This window comes from Paraburkholderia xenovorans (assembly GCF_046030735.1).
Classification (GTDB): Bacteria; Pseudomonadota; Gammaproteobacteria; order Burkholderiales; family Burkholderiaceae; genus Paraburkholderia; species Paraburkholderia xenovorans_A.
Window position 1 is genome coordinate 58,261 of record NZ_JAQQBV010000018.1, and the last position, 21,012, is coordinate 79,272.

At 60.5% G+C, this 21,012-nt stretch carries 17 protein-coding genes; 5 read left to right on the forward strand and 12 right to left on the reverse strand.

Translation table 11 applies throughout. From position 1 onward, the window contains the following. The first annotated feature begins 230 nt into the window (after positions 1 to 230). Both PQQ51_RS19110 and PQQ51_RS19115 read left to right on the forward strand, forming a co-directional pair. On the forward strand, positions 231 to 2,105 hold the full coding sequence (locus PQQ51_RS19110) for a patatin-like phospholipase domain-containing protein (protein WP_408498361.1): 1,875 nt from the start codon (positions 231 to 233) through the stop codon (positions 2,103 to 2,105). 132 nt (positions 2,106 to 2,237) lie between these two features. Further along, positions 2,238 to 3,263, forward strand: a complete 1,026-nt coding sequence (locus PQQ51_RS19115; RefSeq protein ID WP_408498362.1) for a hypothetical protein — start codon at positions 2,238 to 2,240, stop codon at positions 3,261 to 3,263. Positions 3,264 to 3,300: 37 nt separating this feature from the next. Here PQQ51_RS19115 and PQQ51_RS19120 read toward each other — a convergent pair whose 3' ends face one another. The 11 genes from PQQ51_RS19120 to PQQ51_RS19170 all read right to left on the reverse strand — a co-directional run bounded on the left by PQQ51_RS19120 (position 3,301) and on the right by PQQ51_RS19170 (position 16,245). Beyond that, positions 3,301 to 4,623 (reverse strand): NAD(P)/FAD-dependent oxidoreductase, encoded by a 1,323-nt coding sequence (locus PQQ51_RS19120; protein ID WP_408498363.1) that lies wholly within the window; start codon positions 4,621 to 4,623, stop codon positions 3,301 to 3,303. Further along, positions 4,623 to 5,915 (reverse strand): NAD(P)/FAD-dependent oxidoreductase, encoded by a 1,293-nt coding sequence (locus PQQ51_RS19125; RefSeq protein WP_408498364.1) that lies wholly within the window; start codon positions 5,913 to 5,915, stop codon positions 4,623 to 4,625. The genes PQQ51_RS19120 and PQQ51_RS19125 overlap by 1 nt, the downstream gene beginning before the upstream one ends. 73 nt (positions 5,916 to 5,988) lie before the next feature. Further along, positions 5,989 to 7,581: a DUF3138 family protein gene (locus tag PQQ51_RS19130; protein WP_408498365.1), complete on the reverse strand. Its 1,593-nt coding sequence runs from the start codon at positions 7,579 to 7,581 to the stop codon at positions 5,989 to 5,991. 39 nt (positions 7,582 to 7,620) lie between these two features. Further along, entirely contained in the window at positions 7,621 to 8,532 is a 912-nt protein-coding gene (locus PQQ51_RS19135; protein WP_408498366.1) for an ABC transporter permease subunit, read from the reverse strand. Continuing rightward, positions 8,529 to 9,503 (reverse strand): ABC transporter permease subunit, encoded by a 975-nt coding sequence (locus tag PQQ51_RS19140; protein WP_408498367.1) that lies wholly within the window; start codon positions 9,501 to 9,503, stop codon positions 8,529 to 8,531. The genes PQQ51_RS19135 and PQQ51_RS19140 overlap by 4 nt, the downstream gene beginning before the upstream one ends. Further along, positions 9,500 to 10,660, reverse strand: coding sequence for an ABC transporter ATP-binding protein (locus tag PQQ51_RS19145; protein WP_408498368.1), 1,161 nt, complete (start codon positions 10,658 to 10,660; stop codon positions 9,500 to 9,502). The genes PQQ51_RS19140 and PQQ51_RS19145 overlap by 4 nt, the downstream gene beginning before the upstream one ends. A gap of 216 nt (positions 10,661 to 10,876) precedes the next feature. Next, positions 10,877 to 11,998 (reverse strand): polyamine ABC transporter substrate-binding protein, encoded by a 1,122-nt coding sequence (locus tag PQQ51_RS19150; protein ID WP_408498369.1) that lies wholly within the window; start codon positions 11,996 to 11,998, stop codon positions 10,877 to 10,879. Positions 11,999 to 12,071: 73 nt separating this feature from the next. Then, positions 12,072 to 13,511 carry an aspartate aminotransferase family protein gene (locus PQQ51_RS19155; RefSeq protein ID WP_408498370.1) on the reverse strand — a complete coding sequence of 480 codons (1,440 nt, stop codon included), beginning with the start codon at positions 13,509 to 13,511 and terminating at the stop codon, positions 12,072 to 12,074. Between the two features lie 47 nt (positions 13,512 to 13,558). After that, entirely contained in the window at positions 13,559 to 14,893 is a 1,335-nt protein-coding gene (locus PQQ51_RS19160) for a glutamine synthetase family protein (protein WP_408498371.1), read from the reverse strand. A 32-nt stretch (positions 14,894 to 14,925) separates the two neighbouring features. Beyond that, positions 14,926 to 15,720 carry a gamma-glutamyl-gamma-aminobutyrate hydrolase family protein gene (locus PQQ51_RS19165; RefSeq protein WP_408498373.1) on the reverse strand — a complete coding sequence of 265 codons (795 nt, stop codon included), beginning with the start codon at positions 15,718 to 15,720 and terminating at the stop codon, positions 14,926 to 14,928. Positions 15,721 to 16,023: 303 nt separating this feature from the next. Continuing rightward, positions 16,024 to 16,245 (reverse strand): hypothetical protein, encoded by a 222-nt coding sequence (locus PQQ51_RS19170; RefSeq protein WP_408498374.1) that lies wholly within the window; start codon positions 16,243 to 16,245, stop codon positions 16,024 to 16,026. 420 nt (positions 16,246 to 16,665) lie between these two features. On the opposite strand from PQQ51_RS19170, the gene relB reads away from it, so the two are divergent. The 3 genes from relB (at position 16,666) to speB (ending at position 19,920) form a co-directional block, all read left to right on the forward strand. Next, positions 16,666 to 17,217 carry a type II toxin-antitoxin system RelB family anti-toxin gene (gene relB / locus PQQ51_RS19175; RefSeq protein ID WP_408498375.1) on the forward strand — a complete coding sequence of 184 codons (552 nt, stop codon included), beginning with the start codon at positions 16,666 to 16,668 and terminating at the stop codon, positions 17,215 to 17,217. 108 nt (positions 17,218 to 17,325) lie between these two features. Further along, on the forward strand, positions 17,326 to 18,819 hold the full coding sequence (locus PQQ51_RS19180) for an aldehyde dehydrogenase (protein ID WP_408498376.1): 1,494 nt from the start codon (positions 17,326 to 17,328) through the stop codon (positions 18,817 to 18,819). Between the two features lie 138 nt (positions 18,820 to 18,957). Further along, positions 18,958 to 19,920 (forward strand): agmatinase, encoded by a 963-nt coding sequence (gene speB / locus PQQ51_RS19185; protein ID WP_408498377.1) that lies wholly within the window; start codon positions 18,958 to 18,960, stop codon positions 19,918 to 19,920. Positions 19,921 to 20,058: 138 nt separating this feature from the next. Here the strand turns inward: speB and PQQ51_RS19190 are convergent, their stop codons facing one another. After that, the gene (locus tag PQQ51_RS19190) at positions 20,059 to 21,000 is read right to left on the reverse strand and encodes a phosphate acetyltransferase (protein ID WP_408498378.1); all 942 of its coding nucleotides are present in this window, start codon (positions 20,998 to 21,000) and stop codon (positions 20,059 to 20,061) included. Between the last annotated feature and the right edge of the window lie 12 nt (positions 21,001 to 21,012).

Consider the following 21,012-nt stretch of genomic DNA (forward strand, 5'->3'; position numbering starts at 1 on the left):
TATGATGCCGGTAATCTGCAATAGTAAAGCAGGTGGGGCAGCTATCGCATCCAAGGGGGGCCGTGGGCGTGGGCGCGGCCCGCTCCGGATAATGGACTTGGCTCAAGATTTTAGGGTGATCGTCGATAAGAGGTTATATAGTTCCGCGCCGTCTTTTTGGGTCTATTCATTCGACATAGTCCTGCCGTGGATTTGCTCCTGACAGGTTGTGTTTCTTTGAGGAGTTGAATTTGAAGAAAGAGCAGCAGGAGAAATCCTTTACCATGAGCGGAGAGAAAAGGTCTAAGGTATACGAAGAAGAGGCCGCGTATTTGAGAAACCGGAGAAGTGTCGCAGGAACACACACTACCGACCGTTCAGGCATTGCATTCTCCGGTGGGGGCATCCGGTCGGCGTGCTTTTCGCTCGGTATTCTCAACTGGCTTGAACGATCCGGGATGTGGAAAGAGTTCGATTACGTATCGAGCGTATCGGGTGGCGGTTACGCGGTCGCCAGCGTTCTCGAACGTGAGTTCGATGGGGAAGGCTCGGGGAAAACACGCGCGGAGATGGTCGTCGACAAACTTCGTCACGACGATGGATATCTTAGATCCAAGTCCGCGACGTTATTTTTGCTGGTGATATCGGCATCGATCTCGGGTTTGCTGACGTTTTCCCCGATCATGCTTCTATGCGGACAGTCCGCATCGCTGATGATTAATATCTATCCGAGGACGGTTGATAACTGGGCCTCGGGGATATTCTGCGCGGCCTCGGCAGTGATAAGTCTCAGCACGTGGAGAATGCCCGGTATGGTCGGGAAACTCACGCTTTTTATCGCGGTGTTCTTTGGGTCCATTCAGGTGGCTTGGGTGACGGGATACTTGCCGCCAAATCTCCGCGTAGGGATGGGAATTCTGTTGATCCTATCGTGGCTGATTGTTCTGGGCCTACTCGGTCTGGGGCTAAGCCATCCATTAATCAAACGTATCCAGCGTGCGTCGTTTCTCGGATTGATGGCAAATATCGTCCTGACGTTTGCGATCGTCTTGCACCTTGTCATCGACGGTACGGGCAAGACCCACACGAACGACGTTCTTGCTTGTCTATATATCGTTAGTCTCGGTCTGATCTTCCTGGCGTTGTTAGCCAGTCCGAACCGGTTAAATCCATTTCTGGTGACTTACTACAAGAGCCTTCAGACGGCGTTTGGTAACGGCCGGGACGATGCCATTTGGAGAAACCGCGCCCAACAAGGGGATCCGATCCATCTGATCAACTGCTTTGTTCAATCACCGCGGACTCGCGAGGAACCTGTCCGGAGCAGAGGCGGAGAGAACTTTTGCATTAGCCGCTTCTTTTGCGGGTCGCAGTCCCTTGACTATTTCAGAACTGCGACGTGGTCGTCCGGCCGGGAGAAAAAACCGGTATGGCGCCATCAAACGATCTGGAGGCTGATCACCACGTCTGGAGCGGCAGTGGACGTCCATCCCACACGGCAGAGTCCAATTGTGAATGGGCTGCCTACCATGTTCAACATCGGACTCTGTAGCTGGGTTATTAACCCGTCTTTCAAGAGAAAGCATCGCAAGGGGGGGCCAGTTTTCGTGCTTAATTTTGCTGCGGCTGTCGGTGGCAACAGCATAAAGCAAAAATGGATCCGTCTAAGCGACGGCGGTCATTTCGAGAATCTAGGCTTGTACGAACTTGTGGCCCGGCAATGTATGGATATCATTGTAGTGGATGCCGGTTGCGACCCGGAGTATCGGTTCTCGGATCTTGCATTGGCGATGGAGAAGTGTCGGGATGATTTTGGAGCTGAGATCGATATTCCGGGACTATTCCCGCAGCGCTCGCCGGGAAGGTGTCATCAGTCGAAATTCGAAGGGTATATTCGCTATCGCGGTGTCGACAAGCCGGCAAAGCTGACCTACCTCAAGCTGGTTGTGACGGAGCATCATTCGATGAGAATGCGACTTCAAAGCTCGATTGACCCGAAGTTTCCGCATGAACCAACGCGCAATCAGTTTTCGACAAAGGCTTTTGTCGACGCGTACTATCAACTGGGATGCGAGACGGCAGCGCTTGCTTTTCCTGTGACGGGGACGGTTAAACGCGCGGCTTGAAATACAGAGATCGTTTCGTGACCCGGAGTGAAATGCGGATGGCACGCGCCGTTGCATGTTTGACGCCGGGTGGACGTTGATATGCGCTCTATTCCAGATAGTTCGTGGACATGATATTGAAAGGAAGCCAACATGCCAGACAGCCTGAACTTGAACTCCCCGTTTTCCGAGGGTGACGGGGATCAATTCGACTTGCCATTTGAGTTCAAGCTCAAATCAGCCCTCTTAGGCTGGAACGATGAGGAGCTGCCGTACTCCAGAACTGAAATGACGTACTTTCATGCATCGGTTCTAGCCGATTTCTGGAACGAGTTTTTGACGTCTGTCACCGACTTAAGTTATTTCCAGCCGGGCCGCTTCACGGATCCGGGGCCGGAGTGGCAAGCCGTATTGCCGGAACTCAGAATGGTTGCGCGATCACCTGTGCACTATTTCCTGGGACAGATTCTTCGTGACTTTACAGCGCCGAACGAGGTACCCGGATTCGATCTGAATGAGTATTCCATGTCCAGGCTCCGCCGGCCCGGCGAGACGATTGGTTTGTCGTTGAATTTCGCCCATTCGCTGGCTGCGGGCAACCGCTTTTATATGTCCCCGCAACCGGAGTTGATCTGCGTTGGACAAGTCGATCAATCATCTTTCTATTGGGGCAAAGAATTCCGGTCGGTTCATTCCGAGGCATGGCTGACTGAGAGCATCTACGAATACGGCAGCCTGGGGCATTCAGGACGAGGCAGGTTGAAATGGGTTGGCGTATCGGTGCTGCTGCCAGTGATATTGGCAGGGTTTTCGACTTCGCTTTGTGAGCCGATCAAGGTTGGCTGGAGGCAGATAGAGATCCATCGCGAGGTAGGAAGTTTGCGGGGCGAACCTTGTATTCTCAAAGGCACCATCCAGTTGGACCTGAGTCAGATTGAAGCTGGTATGGGGGCCGCCTTGCACAGCGGTGGACGGCAGGCTATCTGTATCGAACAAGTCGCATTGCGTCTCGTCGGCCGCAATCCGGGTGCAGTAGACGGGATTGATGGAAAAGAGACCGGCTCGGCACGCGCAACCTTCAAAACACAATGGCAGATCAGCGACAAGAAAAAATACTCGTGGGAATACATCGCTGCGCTGACGGCTGCCCTGCAGGGACGAAATCCTCCCGGAAAATAGCCGGGAGGGTGGCGCGGCCATCTCACCACCCCGCGCCCTAAAACAACTCCAGCACCCGGTGATACAACATCCCCAACTCCAACGCCGGCCCACGCAACGCCGCGCCGCCAGGAAAGCGCGCATGCCGTAACTGCGCAAACAGATCGAACGCAGCCGTCTCTCCGGCCATAGCTTGGGCAATCACACGCCCGGCAATGCCGGTCAACGCCACGCCATGCCCCGAGAACCCTTGCACATAAAAATAATTCGGATCGATCGAACCAAAATCGGGCGCGCGATTGCGCGTCACATCGACAAAACCGCCCCATGCATAGTCGATTCGCACATCGGCGAGTTGCGGAAACACGCCGATCATGCGCTTGCGAATTTCCTCCCCGAGTTGCACAGGCGACGCACCGGTCGAGCTCGCCCGTCCCCCGAACAGCACCCGATGATCGGCCGACAAACGGAAGTAGTCGAGAAAGAAGTTGTTATCGCAGATCGCTTCACGGCCTTTTATCAGTGCATCGGCACGTGCTTTGCCGAGCGGTTCCGTCGCCACGATATACGAAGCAATCGGCGCGATGCGCGCGGCCACAGGAGCCGGCAACACATCGCCGATCGTCGCGTTACCGCACGCGGCGACAAAGCGACAGCGCACTTCGCCGCCGGCAGTGCGCACGATAGGCCGCGCACCGCGCACCACCTCGATCACCGGCGAATGCGCGAACAGTTGCGCACCTTCACGACGCGCGGCGTCGGCGAGGCCGAGACAATATTTGAGCGGGTGCAGATGCCCGGAAAACGGATCGTACACGCCCGCCAGATAGCGTCGCGACGCGACGCGTGCGCGCACTTCATCCGTATCGAGCCAGGCGAGCTTCGTATAGCCCCAGCGCTGCGACGCCGATTCCATCCATGAACGCAGATCGGGTACGCGCTTCGGTTTGGTCGCGACAGTCAGATAGCCGGGCGTGAAATCGCAATCGATGCCGTAGCGCTCGATGCGCTCGCGCACCAAAGCCACGCCTTCCACCGACATCGCCCACGCAGCGCGCGTGCCGTCGAGCCCGAGTTGCCGTTCGATGATCTCGTCTTTTGCGAAACCCACCAGCGTTTGCCCGCCGTTACGCCCCGACGCACCCCAACCCGGACGATGCGCATCGAGCACCACCACCGACAAGCCACGTGCCCGACATTCCAGTGCCACCGACAAACCGGAGAAGCCCGCGCCGATCACGCAGACATCGGCCTCGAGCGTGCCCGCGAGCACGGGATCGTCGGCGAGCGGCCGCGCGACGCTCGCTTCGTAATAAGAGTTCGCGATCAACGCATCGGCGCGACGGTCGAGAGTATTGATGTGAGGCGTTGGAGCATTCATCAAAGCAGGTCCTTCATTCGATACCAGGCCATCGCGAGTACGAGGGCAGGGGTGCGCAGTGTAGCGCCGCCGGGAAAATCGCGGTGACGAATCTTGCCGAACAGATCGAAACGCGACGCCTGGCCATCGATCGCTTCGGCGATCAGTTTGCCAGCGAGCCCTGTTGTGTTCACGCCATGACCGGAGAACCCTTGCGCGAAATACACCGTAGGCGAGAGCCGGCCGAAATGCGGCGCGCGATTCATGGTGATGTCGACAAAACCGCCCCACGCATAGTCGATTTTGACGTCGGCGAGTTGCGGGAAAGTCTTCAGCATATCGCGGCGCATCGCTTCACCGAGGTTGCGCGGCGCGAACGTCGAATAGCTGACCTTGCCGCCCCACAGCAAACGGTTGTCGGGAGCGGGCCGGAAATAGTCGAGCACGAAGCGGCTGTCGCATACGGCTGCTTTCGCGGGCATCAGCGCTTCGGCGCGATCGGGATCGAGCGGTTCGGTAGCGACCACATAGGTGCCGACCGGCATGATCTTGCTGGCAACATCCGGCGCGAGCTTGCCGAGATAGGTATTGCAGGCGAGTACGACGAATTGCGCGTGTACTTTGCCGCGTGCGGTTTCGGCCACATGCCGGCCGTTTTCTTCACGCAACGCGCTCACGCAACTGTCCTCGAAAATCCGCACGCCGGCGGCGCGCGCGGCCCGCGCCAGACCCAGCGTGTAATTCAACGGATGCAGATGACCGCTGTCCGCATCGTATAGTCCGCCGAGATAGCGTTGCGACTGCACGTATTCGCCGATGTGATCGGCGTCGACATAGCTGAAACGGTCGTAGCCGAAGCGGCGTTGCGCGTCGTCGCGCCATTTTTGCAGCGCGTCGGTATCGCGTGGTTTGTTCGCCGCGGTCAGATAGCCGATGGTCAGATCGCAATCGATCTGATGTTTCGCGATGCGCTCCTTCACGATATCCAGCGTTTCGATGCCCATGTCCCACACGCGCTTCACATCGTCCGCGGGCATGAACTTCGCGAACGTATCGATATCGCACGCAAAACCGCCGATCAATTGACCGCCGTTGCGGCCGCTCGCGGCCCAACCGACTTTCGATGCTTCGAGTACCGCGACAGAGTGGCCGCGTTCAGCGAGATTCAGCGCGGTGGAGATGCCGGTGAGACCGGCGCCGATGACACAGACGTCGACGGTAATAGCGTCTTCGAGCGGGGGATGGCGGGTGGTGTCGTTGGCCGTTGCGGCGTAATACGAGTCGACGTGAGGCTGGTTTGAGAATCGGAGCATAGGCAGGGCATGCAGAAGGGTCCCCGGCGCGTGACCCGTGTTGAAGCCGGGCCACGCGATGAGGCGGTACGGATTAGAACGAGTAGATGAACTGCGTCGCGAGCAGGTCGTTGGACTTGCCGTACGAACCGTCGTTCTTCAGGAACACCTGTTTGTTGGCCCAGTCGTGGCGATATTCCACCTTGACCGTGATCTGCTGGGTCGGATAGAACAACAGATCGAGCGCAACGTCCTGATGGGTCGCGCCCATGCATTCGAAGCCGAGACCGCCGTTGGTCTTCGAATTCGCGAGACAGTCCGCGCCGATACCGAAGCCGTCGGCCGTATCCATGCCATTGCTGTTCAGCGCGATGCCACCGCCGCCGCCGCCGTTCTTGCTGTCGACCAGCAGGTCGTAACGTGCGGTCGCGCCCATGCGGCCCACCACCGGCAGGTTGAACTTGCGGTGCGCGAGCAGCGACAGGCCGTACCACTGCGCCTGGCCGCCGTTGAACGCAGCGTTCTGCTGCTGACCGTAGTCGACTTCCGCGTTGTACTGCACGTCTGCGAGCGTGTACGTCAGATCTGCTTCGCCGAAGAAGAAGGTGCCGCCCGCGCTCGGCGAGTTGCCGCCTACGCCGTATTTGACCGGAATCGGATTGCCGTTCGCATCCGTTGCCGGTGATGCAGACAAAGTCTGGCGTCCGATGTTGAACGAGCCGCCCACATCGAGCGCGCTAGACCAGGTGTAATCGACTCGCGACGTGAACGTCGGAATCTTGTTGCTGGTAGTGATCGGGTCGCCGAACGCATTGGTGCCGATCTGCGTGGTCGCGCCATACGTGCGGTACTGTTCGTTGCCGAGGAAGAACTTCCACGCCCAGTTACCCGTGGTGTAGTTTGCGCCGACGCCGATATAGCTGCCCGGATCCGAGAAGTCGTACAGCAGGTTATGCGTGAGCGTCACCATCTGGTTCGATTGCTGCACTTCATAGCCGCCGAAGCTCGGAATCAAACCGGCTACGAGCGTCGTGGTCGCGGACACCGGCACATTGACCACTGCGGTGTTCAGGATGTTGTTGCCGATGTTGCCGTGCGAATTCTGCAGCAGCGTAATGCCGTTGCCGCGGTTCGGCATCAACGTGATTTCGGCGGACGGCGCCATCGGGCCGACGCCGAACGTCTTCTTGATGTCGAGGTACAGATCGCCGAACGTGCTGTTGAAGTAGTTGTAGGCGCTTTCGTGGTTCGCGAACAGGAACGACGAACTGCTCTGCGCGCGGTTGTACATGTAGGTCGGATCGATATAACCCGTCACCGACAAACCGGCGATCGGCCCGGTTTGCGCGGCGTCTTCGAGCGAGTCCACCTTCAGTTGCTGGTTGGCGATCTGCTGCTTCATCGACGTGACTTCGTCGTTGGTCAGCGTGGCCTGCGCGCGGCCGTAGTCCGGCGACGAAACATCGACCGGCGCGGCTGCCACGGCCGGCGTGGCCGGTGCTGCCGGTGCATTGGCGGCCGTTGCCGCCTTCGGTTTCGTTCCGACTTCGGCCCGCAACTGCTTGACCTCCTTTTGCAGCGCGTTGAGCTGGGCCTGTAGCGCCTTGATCTGGTCGCTGGTGGCATCTGCCATGGCCATGCCAGGCAAACTCCCCGCCACCAACAGACAGATAAGCTTCTTTCTCATTGCAGATTCTCCTTATGGGTCGTATTGCAAAAGGACTTCTTATGCGCGTGCCGTATCGAGCGATTGACGTACGGCGGCTTGTTGTGGTGCCGAGGGCAACGGGTCGGCGGCTTCGGCGAGCGCGAACGCCATCTGCATGTCTTTATTGCGCTTGCGCTCGCGGAGCTGCATCCAGCGATTCACGGCAATCACGCCGATCGTCACGGTGGTAATGAAGATCGTCGCCAGTGCATTCATTTCCGGATTCAGGCCGAGACGCACGCGTGAGAACACCACGAGCGGCAACGTGGTCGAGCCCGGACCGGAGAGGAATGCGGACAGCACGAGATCGTCGAATGACAGCGTGAACGACAGCAGCCACCCCGACATCAGCGCTTGCGAGATCAGCGGTAGCGTGATCAGAAAGAACACTTTGAATGGTGTGGCGCCGAGATCGAGCGCCGCCTCTTCGAGCGACTTGTTCAGTTCCTTCACACGCGATTGCACGATGATCGCCACGTACGACACGCACAGCATCACGTGACCGATCCAGATCGTGAACAGGCCACGGCCCTTCGGCCAGCCGAGCATCTGTTCGAGCGCGACGAACAGCAACAGCAGCGAGATGCCCTGGATCACTTCGGGAATCACGAGCGGCGCGTTGATCATTCCGGCGAACAGCGTGAAGCCGCGAAAACGTCCAAAGCGCGCGAGCACGAAGCCCGCCCACGTGCCGATCACGACAGAAGCGCACGCGGTCAGCAGACCGATCTTCAGCGAGAGCCATGCCGCGCTCAGCAGTTCTTCGTCGTGGAGCAACGCGCCGTACCATTTGAACGAGAAACCGGACCAGACCGTCACGAGTTTCGATTCGTTGAACGAGTACACCACCAGGCTGATGATCGGGATATACAGAAACAGAAACCCGACGGTCAATACACTCGCGGAAAGCGTCTTATTAGGTTTGATCATTTCGCGCCCTCCAGTTCCTTGACCTGGTAGTACTGGAACACGGCCATCGGCACGAGCAACAGCAGCACCATCGCGACGGTGACGGCGGATGCCATCGGCCAGTCCATATTGTTGAAGAACTCATCCCACATCACGCGGCCGATCATCAGCGTGTCGGCGCCGCCGAGCAGTTCGGGAATCACGTACTCGCCCACCGCCGGAATGAACACCAGCAGGCTGCCGGCGATGATTCCGTTCTTCGACAGCGGCAACGTGATGCGCGTGAATGCGGTCCACGGTTTGCAGCCGAGGTCGTACGCGGCTTCGAGCAGCGTCAGATCCATCTTCACGAGGTGCGCGTAGAGCGGCATCACCATGAACGGCAGGTAGGAATAGACCATGCCGATATAAACGCCAATATCCGTGTGGTAGAGGCGCAACGGCGAATGAATCATGCCGATCGCCATCAGCGTGTGATTGAGCAGGCCGTCGTCTTTCAGAATGCCGACCCACGCGTACACGCGAATCAGGAACGACGTCCAGAACGGCAGCATCACGCCCATCATCAGCAGGTTGCGTCGGGCCGGCTCGGACCGTGCGATGTAGTACGCGATCGGATAGCCGATCAGCAGGCAGAAGAAAGTCGACACCGCGGCCATCTTCAGCGAACTGATATACGTCGCGATGTACAGGTCGTCCTGCAGCAGGAACGCGTAGTGGCTCAACTGCATCGCGAAGTGCACCATGCCGTCCTTGACCGTCACGAGATCCGTGTACGGCGGAATGCCGAGGCGCAGATCGGCGAAACTGATCTTCAGCACCAGCACGAACGGCAACGCGAAGAACACCGTGAGCCACAGGAACGGCACGCCGATCACCGTGCTGCGGCCGGACGGCACGAACATCGCGAGGCGTTTTTTCAGCGCACCGGCGACGCGGCCGCTCGACGGCGCGCCGAGCGCCGCGGGGGAGGAGGTGGCGGGATTTCTCATTGCGTCAGCACCACGCCGCTAGCGGGCGACCAGTAGACGAACACGTCGTCGTTATAGGACGGCGCACCTTCGCTCATCAGGTGCGAACTGGACAGATTCGACACGACTGTTTTGCCGCTCGGCAGGCGCACGTGATACAGCGAATAGCTGCCCATGTAAGCGACATCCGACACCACGCCGCGTGCCCAGTTGTGCTGTGCCGACGGCTTTTCGAGCGAGACCTTCACGCGTTCCGGGCGCACCGAGATGCCGACCGGCATGCCGAGCGGCCCGGTGATCCCGTGGCTCACATAGATGCGCGCTTCGAGGTCTTCGCTCTCGACGAAGATGTGATCCGGCTCGTCCTCGACCAGCGTGCCTTCGAACAGATTGGTCGAGCCGATGAACTCCGCCGAGAAGCGGCTGTTCGGATGTTCATAGACCTGGCTCGGCGAGCCGATCTGCACGATGCGGCCTTCGCTCATCACCGCAAGGCGGCCGGCCATCGTCATCGCCTCTTCCTGGTCGTGCGTGACCATCACGCAGGTCACGTCGACCTTCTCGATGATGTTCACGAGTTCGAGCTGGGTTTTCTGGCGAATTTTCTTGTCGAGCGCCGACATCGGTTCGTCGAGCAGCAGCAGCTTGGGGCGCTTCACCAGCGAACGGGCCAGCGCCACACGCTGCTGCTGGCCGCCGGAAAGCTGGTGCGGCTTGCGCTGCGCGTATTTGCTCATCTGCACGAGATGCAGTGCGTCGGCGACACGTTCCTTGATTTCGTTCTTCGGCGTGCCTTCCTGTTTCAGGCCGAACGCGATATTCGCCTCGACGCTCATGTGCGGAAAGAGCGCGTACGACTGGAACATCATGTTGACCGGCCGCTTATACGGCGGCATCGCGGCGAGATCTTCGCCGTCGACGTAAATGCGCCCGGACGTGACCGTCTCGAGACCCGCGAGCATGCGCAAAAGCGTGGACTTGCCGCAGCCGGAACTGCCGAGCAACGCGAACAGTTCATTCTTCGCGATGCTGAGATTGACATTGTCGACAGCGGTGCTGTCGCCGAATTTCTTCACGACGTTTTCGATCCGGACGAATTCGTCGGGTTTCGATTTTGTCGAGGCGGGGCGGGCCGTCTGGGCGGCGCCGGCCGCGCTATTTGAGGTCGTCGAGTTCATGGTGTAACCGTTCCTTGCGGATCGCGGGCGCAAGTGTCTCCCTACGAGGCGCGCAAGGCGGCTCGCAAGATGCGCTGCGATCGGAAAACATGGGACTGCGCGCGGGTAGGTGGAACCCTGAAAGCGCGCAGGCTGACTACCGTGACTGCTATTTCATGCGCTCAGGGTTCGAGCAATCCCTGAGCGCGGGATCGGGATTTATCGATTGGCGTTTGATCAATGGCCGGTTTTGAGCTGCGCCCACAGACGGTTTTCCAGACGCAGAATGTCGGTCGGCATCGGTTTCATCAGCGTCATCTTGCTCAGGACGTCGTCGCCCGGATAAACGGTCTTGTCCTGTGCGACGGCCGGCGTGACGAACTGGCGCGCTGCCTTGTTCGCGGTCGGGTAGAACACTTCATTCGTGATCGCGGCGTTGACCTTCGGATCCGAGATGTAGTTGATCCATTTCAATGCGGCTTCCGGATGCGGCGCGTCTTTCGGGATCACCATCACGTCGAACCACAACAGGCCGCCTTCCTTCACGTTCGAAAACCTGATCTGATACGAACGCTTGGCTTCTTCGGTGCGGCGGCTCGCAATGCCGACGTCGCCCGACCAGCCGAGTGCCACGCACACGTCGTTATTGGCGAGGTCGTTGATGTAGCCCGACGAGTTGAATTGCGTGATGTACGGGCGGATCTTCTTCAGCACTTCGAAGGCGGCCTGATAGTCCGCCGGGTTCGTGCTATTCGGATCTTTATGCATGTATTGCAGCGTGGCTGCGAATACGTCGACGGCCTGGTCGAGAATCGACACGCCGCAGCTCTTCAACTTCGACAGATTGGCCGGCTCGAACACGAGTGCCCAGCTATCCACCGGTGCGTTCGCACCGAGCGCTTTCTGCACGGCTTGCACGTTGTAGCCGATGCCGTCCGTGCCGTAGGCCCAGGGCACGCCGTACTGGTTGCCCGGATCGGCGTCGGAGATCATCTTCATCAGCACGGGGTCGAGATTCGCGAGGTTCGGCAGTTTCGACTTGTCGAGCTTCTGGTACACGCCTGCCTGAATCTGCTTGGCCATGTAGTTCGAGGTCGGCACCACGATGTCGTAGCCGGAGCTGCCCGCGAGCAGTTTGGCCTGCAACGTGTCGTCGCTATCGTAGTTGTCGTACTTGACCTTGATGCCGTCCTGCTTCTCGAAGTTCGGAATCGTGTCCTTCGCGATGTAGTCCGACCAGTTGTACACGTTCAGTTCCGTATCGGCCGCAAGCGCCGGCGTCGCCGACAGCGCTGCAAAACCCGTGAAGGCGAGAAGCGCGGCCCCCGCGACCGCATGACGAAGATGACAAACGCTCATGGTTTTTTCCCTTGATGTGAAGAGTCGGCATGAGCGCGAGAGGTGGATGCGCGCATGCCGGAACGAACTGCCGTTACGAAATACCGAGTTGTTGTGCTGTCGCGTCGATGGCCTTTCTGGCCTTCGAAACGATTTCGTCGATTTCCAGTTTGTCGATCACGAGCGGCGGCGACAGCAGCATCCGGTCGCCGGTGGCACGCATGATCAGGTTGCCGTTGAAGCAGAAGTCGCGGCAGATCGTGCCGACGTCACCGCCGTTGGCGAAACGCTTGCGCGTTGCCGGGTCTTCGGCGAGTTGCAAGCCGGCCACCAGCCCCGCGCCCGAAATCTCGCCGACGATCGGGTGATTCGCGAAGGTGTCGCGCAGCTTCTTCTGGAAGTACGGACCTGTATCGTTCTTCACGCGATCGACGATCTTCTCGTCGCGCAGCAGCTTGAGGTTCGCCACGGCGACGGCGGCCGCGACCGGATGGCCGGAATACGTGAGGCCGTGATTGAAATCGCCGTTCTCGATGATCGCTTTCGCGACGCGATCGTGCAGGCCGACTGCGCCCATCGGTACATAGCCGCTGGTGAGGCCTTTGGCCAGCGTGATCAGATCCGGTTCGAAACCGAAGTGCTGATGCGCGAACCATTCGCCGGTGCGCCCGAAGCCGCCGATCACTTCGTCGGCCACGAGCAGAATGTCGTACTTGCGGCAGATGCGCTGGATTTCCGGCCAGTACGTCGAAGCCGGGAAGATCACGCCGCCCGCGCCCTGGAAAGGTTCGCCGATGAATGCGGCCACATTGTCCGCGCCGATTTCGAGAATCTTCGCTTCGAGTTGCTGTGCGCGCGCCAGCGCGAATTCTTCGGGCGTCAGGTTGCCTTGTGCTTCGCCGAAGAAATACGGCTGGTCGATATGCACGATGTTCTCGACTTTCGACGGCATCTGTTCGTGCATGTAGCCCATGCCGCCGAGCGTGCCGCCTGCGATCGTCGAACCGTGATAGCCGTTCTTGCGCGAGATCACGAACTTCTTCGCGTGCTTGCCTTGCGTCGCCCAGTATTGATGGACGATGCGCAGCACGGTGTCGTTGCCTTCCGACCCGCTGTTGCAATAGAAGAAGTGATTGAACGGTTCCGGCGCGAGTTCGGCGAGCAACGCCGACAACTCGATCACCGGCGGATGCGTGGTCTTGAAGAACGTGTTGTAGTACGGCAGTTCCTGCATCTGCCGGTACGCCGCGTCGGCCAGTTCCTTGCGGCCGTAACCCACGTTCACGCACCACAAGCCGGCCATCCCGTCGATAACCTTATTGCCCTCCGAATCCCACAGGTACACGCCTTGTGCCTTGACGATCACGCGGCTGCCGGCGCGATTGAGCGAACCCATATCCGAGAACGGATGGATGTGATGCGCGGCGTCGAGCGCGCGGTATTCGGCGGTGCTGCGTTGCTGCTGTGCGGCTTGTGTGCTTGCGGCCGGCTGGGCCGGTTGCACGTAAGCGACTTCTTCTGTTCTGTAGCTCATACTGCCTCCAGGTTTTTCTGCATTCGGCGATTTGCTGGTGTGCCGGCTTACACGTGCAGCAGCAAATGCCGGCGTTCCCACGAACTGATCACACGGAAGAACGCTTCATATTCGGTTTCCTTCAGCGCGAGATAAGCCTTCACGAACTTCTCGCCGAGTACTTCGGCGATCGGCTCGCAGGCGCCCATCAGCGTCAGACCTTCTTCGAGATTGCGCGGCAACTGGTACGGCAATTCGTAGCCGTCGCTGAGCAGCGGTTCAGTGGCTTCGAGCTTCTGCGTCATGCCCAGATAGCCGGCGGCCAGCGTGGCGGCGATCGCCAGATACGGGTTGCAGTCCACGCCCGGAATGCGGTTTTCGATGCGCCGCGCGGCCGGTCCCGAATGCGGAATCCGGAAGCCCACCGTGCGGTTGTCATAACCCCATGCGACGTTGATCGGCGCGGCCATGAAACGCGACAGGCGGCGATACGAGTTGATATACGGCGCAAAAATCGGCATCAGCGCGGGCGTGTACTTTTGCAGACCGGCGATATAGCCCGTGAACAACGACGTGGGTTTGCCGTCCGGACCGGTAAAGATGTTCTGGCCGGTTTCTTCGTCCACGAGACTTTGATGCATATGCATCGCCGAGCCCGGTTCGCCTTCCATCGGTTTGGCCATGAACGTCGCGTACATCTTGTGACGCAGCGCGGCCTCGCGCACCGTGCGTTTGAACAGGAACACGCTGTCGGCGAGTTTCAGCGGATCGCCGTGCATGAAGTTGATTTCCATCTGCGCGGCGCCGACTTCGTGAATCAGCGTGTCGACTTCCAGTTCCTGCACCTCGCAGTATTCGTAGATGTCTTCGAACAGCGGATCGAATTCGTTGACCGCTTCGATCGAATACGCCTGACGTCCGGTCTCCGGGCGGCCGGTGCGGCCGATCGGCGGTTGCAGCGGCAGGTCCGGGTCCTTGTTCATATCGACCAGATAGAACTCGAGTTCCGGCGCGATGACCGGCTTCCAGCCCTTGGCCTTATAGAGTTCGAGCACGCGGCGCAACACGCGGCGCGGCGAGATCGCGACGGGCGTGCCGTCGAAGTGGACGCAATCGTGGATCACCTGGGCGGTCGGATCGACGGCCCACGGAATCATGCGAATGGTGCTCGCGTCGGGCACGCACACCATGTCGGGATCGGTCACGCCGGTGAGCGTGCCGTCTTCCGGATAGTCGCCGGTGACGGTCTGGATCATCACTGCTTGCGGCAAGCGCATGGACTCGCCGGATTCGAACTTGCTGCGCGGAATGATCTTGCCGCGTGCGATCCCGGCCATATCGGGGATGATCGCTTCGATCTCGGTGACGCGGTTCTTTTTCAGAAAATCGTCGATGTCATGCATGGTTTTTCTCTCTGTTTTGGTGCGCGACCGGCTCAGGCATGCGTGGCGGCGGCGGATGCCGCGCCATAGCCGGCCCTGGTGCGCATTCGATCGCGGCAGGCGTTGCCGAAGGCACGGAAGATCTCGGTGGACAGGGCATCGTTCGCGTGCTTCCACTCCGGGTGCCACTGCACACCCAGCGCGAAAGCGCGCGCGTTCTGCACGCTCACCGCTTCGATCAATCCGTCCGGCGCCGTGGCTTCCACCACGAGCCCCGCACCCAGCCGCTCGACGCCTTGACCGTGCAGGGAATTCACCCGCGCTTCTTGCGCGCCGGCCGCGAGGCGCTGCAACAAGCCCCCCTGCGTCAGTGCGATCGGATGCGAGGGTGCGTATTGCACGTCGAGGTCGTCTTCCTTGTTCTCGCGGTGGTCGTTTAGACCCGGCACCGCGTGAACGCTTTGATGCAACGTCCCGCCGAATACCACGTTCATTTCCTGGAAGCCCCGGCATACGGCCAGCACCGGCACGCCGGCATCGATCGCGGCACGCATCAACGGCAGCGTCGTCGCATCGCGTGCGGCGTCGTGCAGCGTGCCGCGTGCGCTCGGGTAGCCGCCGTAGCGGTGCGGTTCGACATTCGAATAGCTGCCGGTAAACAGCAGCCCGTCGACTGCGGCCAGCACCTCTTCAGCGGCTTGCCGTTCGCCGAGCGCCGGCAGCAACATGGCCAGCGCCTGTGAGCCGTCGACGATCGCGGCGATGTACTTCTCGCCGACCACATGCGACGGGTGGACTCCCATCATCGTTCTGTCGGCGCTGATGCCGACTAGAGGTTTGGTTCGCATAACGAATAGACGTGTGTGGTCCCCGCGGGACGCGGCATGGACAACGTTAAACACAGCGCGGCACGATTCCGCAGCCGGACGCAAGGCGTCAAGCCACCGGATGGGTGCAGGCAACGACCAATTGGAACGTGCCGCGCGTGATCTTCGGATTGGCCGTTCGATTCGATCCGCTGCGAGGCGCAACTGATCGGGTCCGCGTGAAGCGTATGGGCGGCAGACAGCACCGCCCATACGGGAACGCCTGGCTCAAATGAGCGCGCTCACGCAAACGGATGAATCGAACGGCGGAAAAAGGGGGAGGCGCTACGGCAGCAGCGAGGCGACTTCGTCCGTGCGCACCGCAATGAAGGCGCGCGCGGAGATGGAGTTGTGACGTCGAACTGAACGGCGGGACAGGATCGTGAAGACGGACAGGAAGCGGCGGAACGCAAGGCTGCCGTTGCTGCCGTCGGCGATGGCGCTGTCAGCGCGAGGACTGCTCGCCTGACTACGATTCCATCTCACCAAAGGGCCTCGGACTCTCACGATTACACTCGACTAGCGACGTTGAAAGTATTGAACGGTCTGCTCGAAATCCGCACGGGGCGTTTAAAGAAACAGGACGTTGGGATGACCGTTTCATACCGCAGCGAACCAGGTTCGCTGTGCCGCCAGGCACTCCCGGAGTGCTTCGTGACTTAGGTATGACGATCGCCTGTGAACCAGCATATACGAGCCAATAAAGCCGTCAAATCATTTTTATAAAAGATTTATCAGGGCTTTCCCCAAGCTCTCGCTAGAATCTCAGCCAGTGGGAACATTCGTTGCGCACCGAATATTTCGGAATGCTTTCAGGGTTTTCCCCAGCGGCGCAACGATTAAAGTGATTAGAATATTCAACACTCGCGGGCACACTGTTGTCCGAGTCCACGCGCCCCGATCGTCTTCATGTCAGAGAACCTAGCGATGTCCTTAGAAGTAGCGACCCGCCTGCAGTACATCCGCAAGAAGCACGGTTTGTCGCAGCGCGAGCTGGCCAAGCGGGCGGGCGTGACCAACGGCACGATCTCGCTGATCGAGCAGAACCGCGTGAGTCCTTCGGTCGGTTCGCTGAAGAAACTGCTCGAATGCATACCGATGAGTCTCGCCGAGTTCTTCACCTTCGAAGTCGAAGTGGAGCGCTCCGTCGTGTCGCGTCGTGCGGACATGCCGAATCTCGGCAACGAGTCGATCGAGTTCTATCTGGCGGGCTCGAGCGTGAAGGATCGCAACATGGGCATCCTGCGCGAGGTGTATCAGCCTCTGTCGGATACGGGCCCGGAAATGCTGGAGCACGCGGGGCACGAGGGCGGCGTGGTCGTGCGCGGTCAGATCGAACTGACGGTGGACGGCGTCACGTGGCTGCTCGATCCCGGTGACAGTTACTACTTCGAAAGCCGCTTACCGCATCGTTTTCGCAATCCCAGCGCGGAGCATCTCTGCGAGATCGTGTCGGCGAATTCGCCGCCCACGTTCTAGGCACTCCGCGTCAACGCGCTGCGGCGCAATTCAATGCCGGATGAAGCCGGGGCGCGTGAAGCGTATCCCGGCCGGCATGCGCCGGGCGCATAACATTGAGGCATCCTGATGGACAAGAAATCACTCGCCTTCTGGCAAGACAAGGCCGCTACGCTTTCGATCGAAGGCCGCGCGTTTATCGACGGCGAATATCGCGACGCTGCAAGCGGCCGTACATTCGACTGCCTGAGTCCGATCGACGGCAAGCTGCTCGCGAAAATCGCGGACAGCGGCGCGGCGGATGTCGACGCAGCCGTCGCGTCCGCGCGCGCAGCGTTCGACTCGGGTGTATGGTCGGGCCTGAATCCGCGTCAGCGCAAAGCGGTATTGCTGCGCTGGGCCGCGTCGATTCGCGAGCATGAGGACGAACTCGCGCTGCTGGAAACACTCGACGCGGGCAAGCCGATCGGCGACACCACGACGGTGGACGTGCCCGGCGCCGCCTATTGCGTCGAATGGTTCGCCGAAGCGATCGACAAGATCGGCGGCGAAGTCGCGCCGGCCGATCATCATCTGGTGGGTCTCGTTACGCGTGAGCCGATCGGCGTGGTCGCCGCGGTGGTGCCGTGGAATTTCCCGATCCTGATGGCGTCGTGGAAGTTCGGTCCGGCATTGGCCGCCGGCAATAGCGTGGTGCTCAAGCCCTCGGAGAAGTCGCCGCTCACCGCGATTCGCCTCGCGCAACTCGCGGTGGATGCAGGCATTCCGCCGGGCGTGTTCAACGTCGTACCGGGCGCAGGCGAGCCGGGCAAACTGCTGGCGCTGCATCAGGACGTGGATTGCCTCGCGTTCACGGGTTCGACGAATGTCGGCAAGCTGATCATGCAATACGCCGGCCAGTCGAATCTGAAGCGTGTGTGGCTCGAACTCGGCGGCAAGTCGCCGAATATCGTGATGCCCGATTGCCCGGATCTCGACCGCGCGGCAAACGCGGCCGCGGGGGCGATCTTCTACAACATGGGCGAGATGTGTACCGCGGGTTCGCGTCTGCTCGTGCACAAAGACATCAAGGACGTGTTCCTCGACAAGCTGATCGCCGCGGCGCGTGCGTACACGCCGGGCAATCCGCTCGATCCGAAGACCTCGATGGGCGCGATCGTCGATAACGTGCAACTCGAGCGCGTGCTGGGTTATATCGAAGCGGGCCGCGCCGAAGCAAAGCTGCTGCTGGGCGGCGCGCGCGTGAAAGAAGAGACGGGCGGTTTCTATATCGAACCGACGATCTTCGACATTCCCGCTGCGGGCGCGAAAGTGGCGCGCGAGGAAATCTTCGGACCGGTGTTGTCGGTGATCACGTTCGACACGGTTGAAGAAGCGATCAGGATTGCCAATGACAGCGAGTATGGTCTCGCCGCCGCGGTTTGGACCTCGAACCTGACCACCGCGCACGAAGTGTCGCGCAAGCTGCGCGCGGGCACCGTGTGGGTCAATTGCTACGACGAGGGCGGCGATATGAACTTCCCGTTCGGCGGCTACAAGCAATCGGGCAACGGCCGTGACAAGTCGTTGCACGCGTTGGAGAAGTACACCGAGCTGAAGTCCACGCTCGTTCGGCTGCGCTAAAGGATTCGCAAGCCAGCGCGGCGGCGCGCTTTTTAACAGGCGCCGGCGCGTTCCCAATGAATCCGCCGCCGGCATCGCACGCATCACCAGGACGCCCCGCGTGCGGCGCCGGCATGTTTATCAGGTATCAGGTCAGCCATGACTGAACTCATCTACGGCGACGGCGCGCTGCGCCGTCCGTCGCTTTACGGCTCGTCGATCGAAAACACCTATGCGGGCGTGCTGTCGTTCATGCGACGCAAGTACACCCGCGAACTCGACGGTGTCGACGTCGCGGTGTCCGGCGTGCCGCTCGATCTCGCCACCACGTTCCGCCCGGGCGCGCGTCTCGGACCGGCTGCGGTACGCGCGGCAAGCGTGCAGTTGTCCGAGTTGCATCCTTATCCGTGGGGTTTCAATCCGTTCGACGACCTCGCCGTGACCGATTACGGCGACTGCTGGTTCGACGCGCACAATCCGCTGACGATCAAGGCATCGATCGTCGAACACGCGCGCACGATTCTGCGTTCCGGCGCGAAGATGCTGACATTGGGCGGCGATCACTACATCACGTATCCGTTGCTGATCGCGCATGCGGAGAAGTACGGCAAGCCGCTTTCGCTGATTCATTTCGACGCGCATTGCGATACGTGGGCCGACGACAGTCCGGACAGCCTGAATCACGGCTCGATGTTCTACAAGGCGGTGAAAGACGGTCTGATCGACCCGAAGACCTCGGTGCAGATCGGTATTCGCACGTGGAACGACGACTTCATGGGCATCAACATTCTCGACGCGGCGTGGGTCCACGAGCACGGAACGCGTGCGGCGGTGGAGCGGATCAAGGCGATTGTCGGCGAGCGGCCCGCGTATCTGACCTTCGATATCGACTGTCTCGATCCGGCGTTCGCGCCGGGTACGGGCACGCCGGTGGCGGGCGGTTTGTCGTCGGCGCAGGGGCTCGCCATCGTGCGCGGGCTCGGCGCGCTGAATCTGATCGGCGCGGACGTGGTGGAGGTGTCGCCCGCATATGACCAGAGCGAGATCACGGCGATCGCCGCCGCGCATATCGCGTGCGATCTGCTGTGCTTGTGGCGGCAGCGCAAGGTCGCCGAACGCTAGTCGTTCCGCTCAGCGATAACCGTGAGCTAACGCCGGCATCGACCCATCGACGACGATCGATCCGGTTGACGCCGGCCTTCGCGCAAACCGGGCGCGAGGGCATGGCCCGGTTCAGACCGAAGTACGAAAAACCGGCGCTCAACTGGCGATAGCGTTCCCCGGTTCGCGGCGCCTGAGCGCGACTAGCGCGGCCACCGCGCACGAAGCGAGACGCGTCATCACCGAATCGGCGCGGCTTGTCAGAATGATCGGCACGCGCGCGCCGAGCACGATACCCGCCGCGTCCGCGCCGGCCAGAAACGACAGGCTTTTGGCGAGCAGATTGCCGGCTTCGAGATCGGGCACGACGAGCACGTTGGCCTGACCCGCGACAGGCGAATTGATCTTCTTCACGCTCGCCGCTTCGAGACTGATCGCGTTATCGAGTGCGAGCGGGCCGTCGAGTATTGCGCCGACGATCTGTCCGCGATCGGCCATCTTGCACAGCGCGGCCGCTTCGATCGTCGACGGTACTTTCGGATTGACGGTTTCCATCGCCGACAGAATCGCCACGCGCGCCGCAGGAAAACCGAGCGCGTGCGCGAGATCGATTGCGTTCTGCACGATGTGCATTTTGTCTTCGAGCGTGGGCAGGATATTGACGGCGGCGTCCGTGATGATCAGCGGATCGGCATGGCCCGGCACGTCCATCACGAAGCAGTGGCTGATGCGCCGCTCGGTGCGCAGACCCGTCGCGCGCGCGACCACGGCGCTCATCAGTTCGTCGGTGTGCAGCGAGCCTTTCATCAACGCCTGCGCGGTGCCTTCATGCACGAGCCGCACGGCCGTTTCGGCCGCGGCATGGCTGTGCGGCGCATCGACGATCGGGAACTGCCCGACGTCGATGTCAGCCGCGCTCGCGACCGACGCGATCTTGTCGCGAGGCCCGACCAGAATCGGCGCGATCAGGCCGAGCCGGGCCGCTTCGACCGCGGCTTCGAGCGTGCCTGCATCGCAGGGATGCGCGATGGCGGTCGGCGTGGGTGGCAGGGTGGCGGCAAAATCGATCAGACGCCGATAGTGGGTGTGGCTCGCTGCCATAGTGCTGCTCCC

Bases quoted from the DNA above. Each gene is read 5' to 3' on its own strand.
- PQQ51_RS19115 (WP_408498362.1), top strand. From the start codon at position 2,238: ATGCCAGACAGCCTGAACTTGAACTCCCCGTTTTCCGAGGGTGACGGG.
- PQQ51_RS19120 (WP_408498363.1), bottom strand. From the start codon at position 4,623: ATGAATGCTCCAACGCCTCACATCAATACTCTCGACCGTCGCGCCGAT.
- PQQ51_RS19125 (WP_408498364.1), bottom strand. From the start codon at position 5,915: ATGCTCCGATTCTCAAACCAGCCTCACGTCGACTCGTATTACGCCGCA.
- PQQ51_RS19130 (WP_408498365.1), bottom strand. From the start codon at position 7,581: ATGAGAAAGAAGCTTATCTGTCTGTTGGTGGCGGGGAGTTTGCCTGGC.
- PQQ51_RS19135 (WP_408498366.1), bottom strand. From the start codon at position 8,532: ATGATCAAACCTAATAAGACGCTTTCCGCGAGTGTATTGACCGTCGGG.
- PQQ51_RS19140 (WP_408498367.1), bottom strand. From the start codon at position 9,503: ATGAGAAATCCCGCCACCTCCTCCCCCGCGGCGCTCGGCGCGCCGTCG.
- PQQ51_RS19145 (WP_408498368.1), bottom strand. From the start codon at position 10,660: ATGAACTCGACGACCTCAAATAGCGCGGCCGGCGCCGCCCAGACGGCC.
- PQQ51_RS19150 (WP_408498369.1), bottom strand. From the start codon at position 11,998: ATGAGCGTTTGTCATCTTCGTCATGCGGTCGCGGGGGCCGCGCTTCTC.
- PQQ51_RS19155 (WP_408498370.1), bottom strand. From the start codon at position 13,511: ATGAGCTACAGAACAGAAGAAGTCGCTTACGTGCAACCGGCCCAGCCG.
- PQQ51_RS19160 (WP_408498371.1), bottom strand. From the start codon at position 14,893: ATGCATGACATCGACGATTTTCTGAAAAAGAACCGCGTCACCGAGATC.
- PQQ51_RS19165 (WP_408498373.1), bottom strand. From the start codon at position 15,720: ATGCGAACCAAACCTCTAGTCGGCATCAGCGCCGACAGAACGATGATG.
- relB (WP_408498375.1), top strand. From the start codon at position 16,666: ATGTCCTTAGAAGTAGCGACCCGCCTGCAGTACATCCGCAAGAAGCAC.
- PQQ51_RS19180 (WP_408498376.1), top strand. From the start codon at position 17,326: ATGGACAAGAAATCACTCGCCTTCTGGCAAGACAAGGCCGCTACGCTT.
- speB (WP_408498377.1), top strand. From the start codon at position 18,958: ATGACTGAACTCATCTACGGCGACGGCGCGCTGCGCCGTCCGTCGCTT.
- PQQ51_RS19190 (WP_408498378.1), bottom strand. From the start codon at position 21,000: ATGGCAGCGAGCCACACCCACTATCGGCGTCTGATCGATTTTGCCGCC.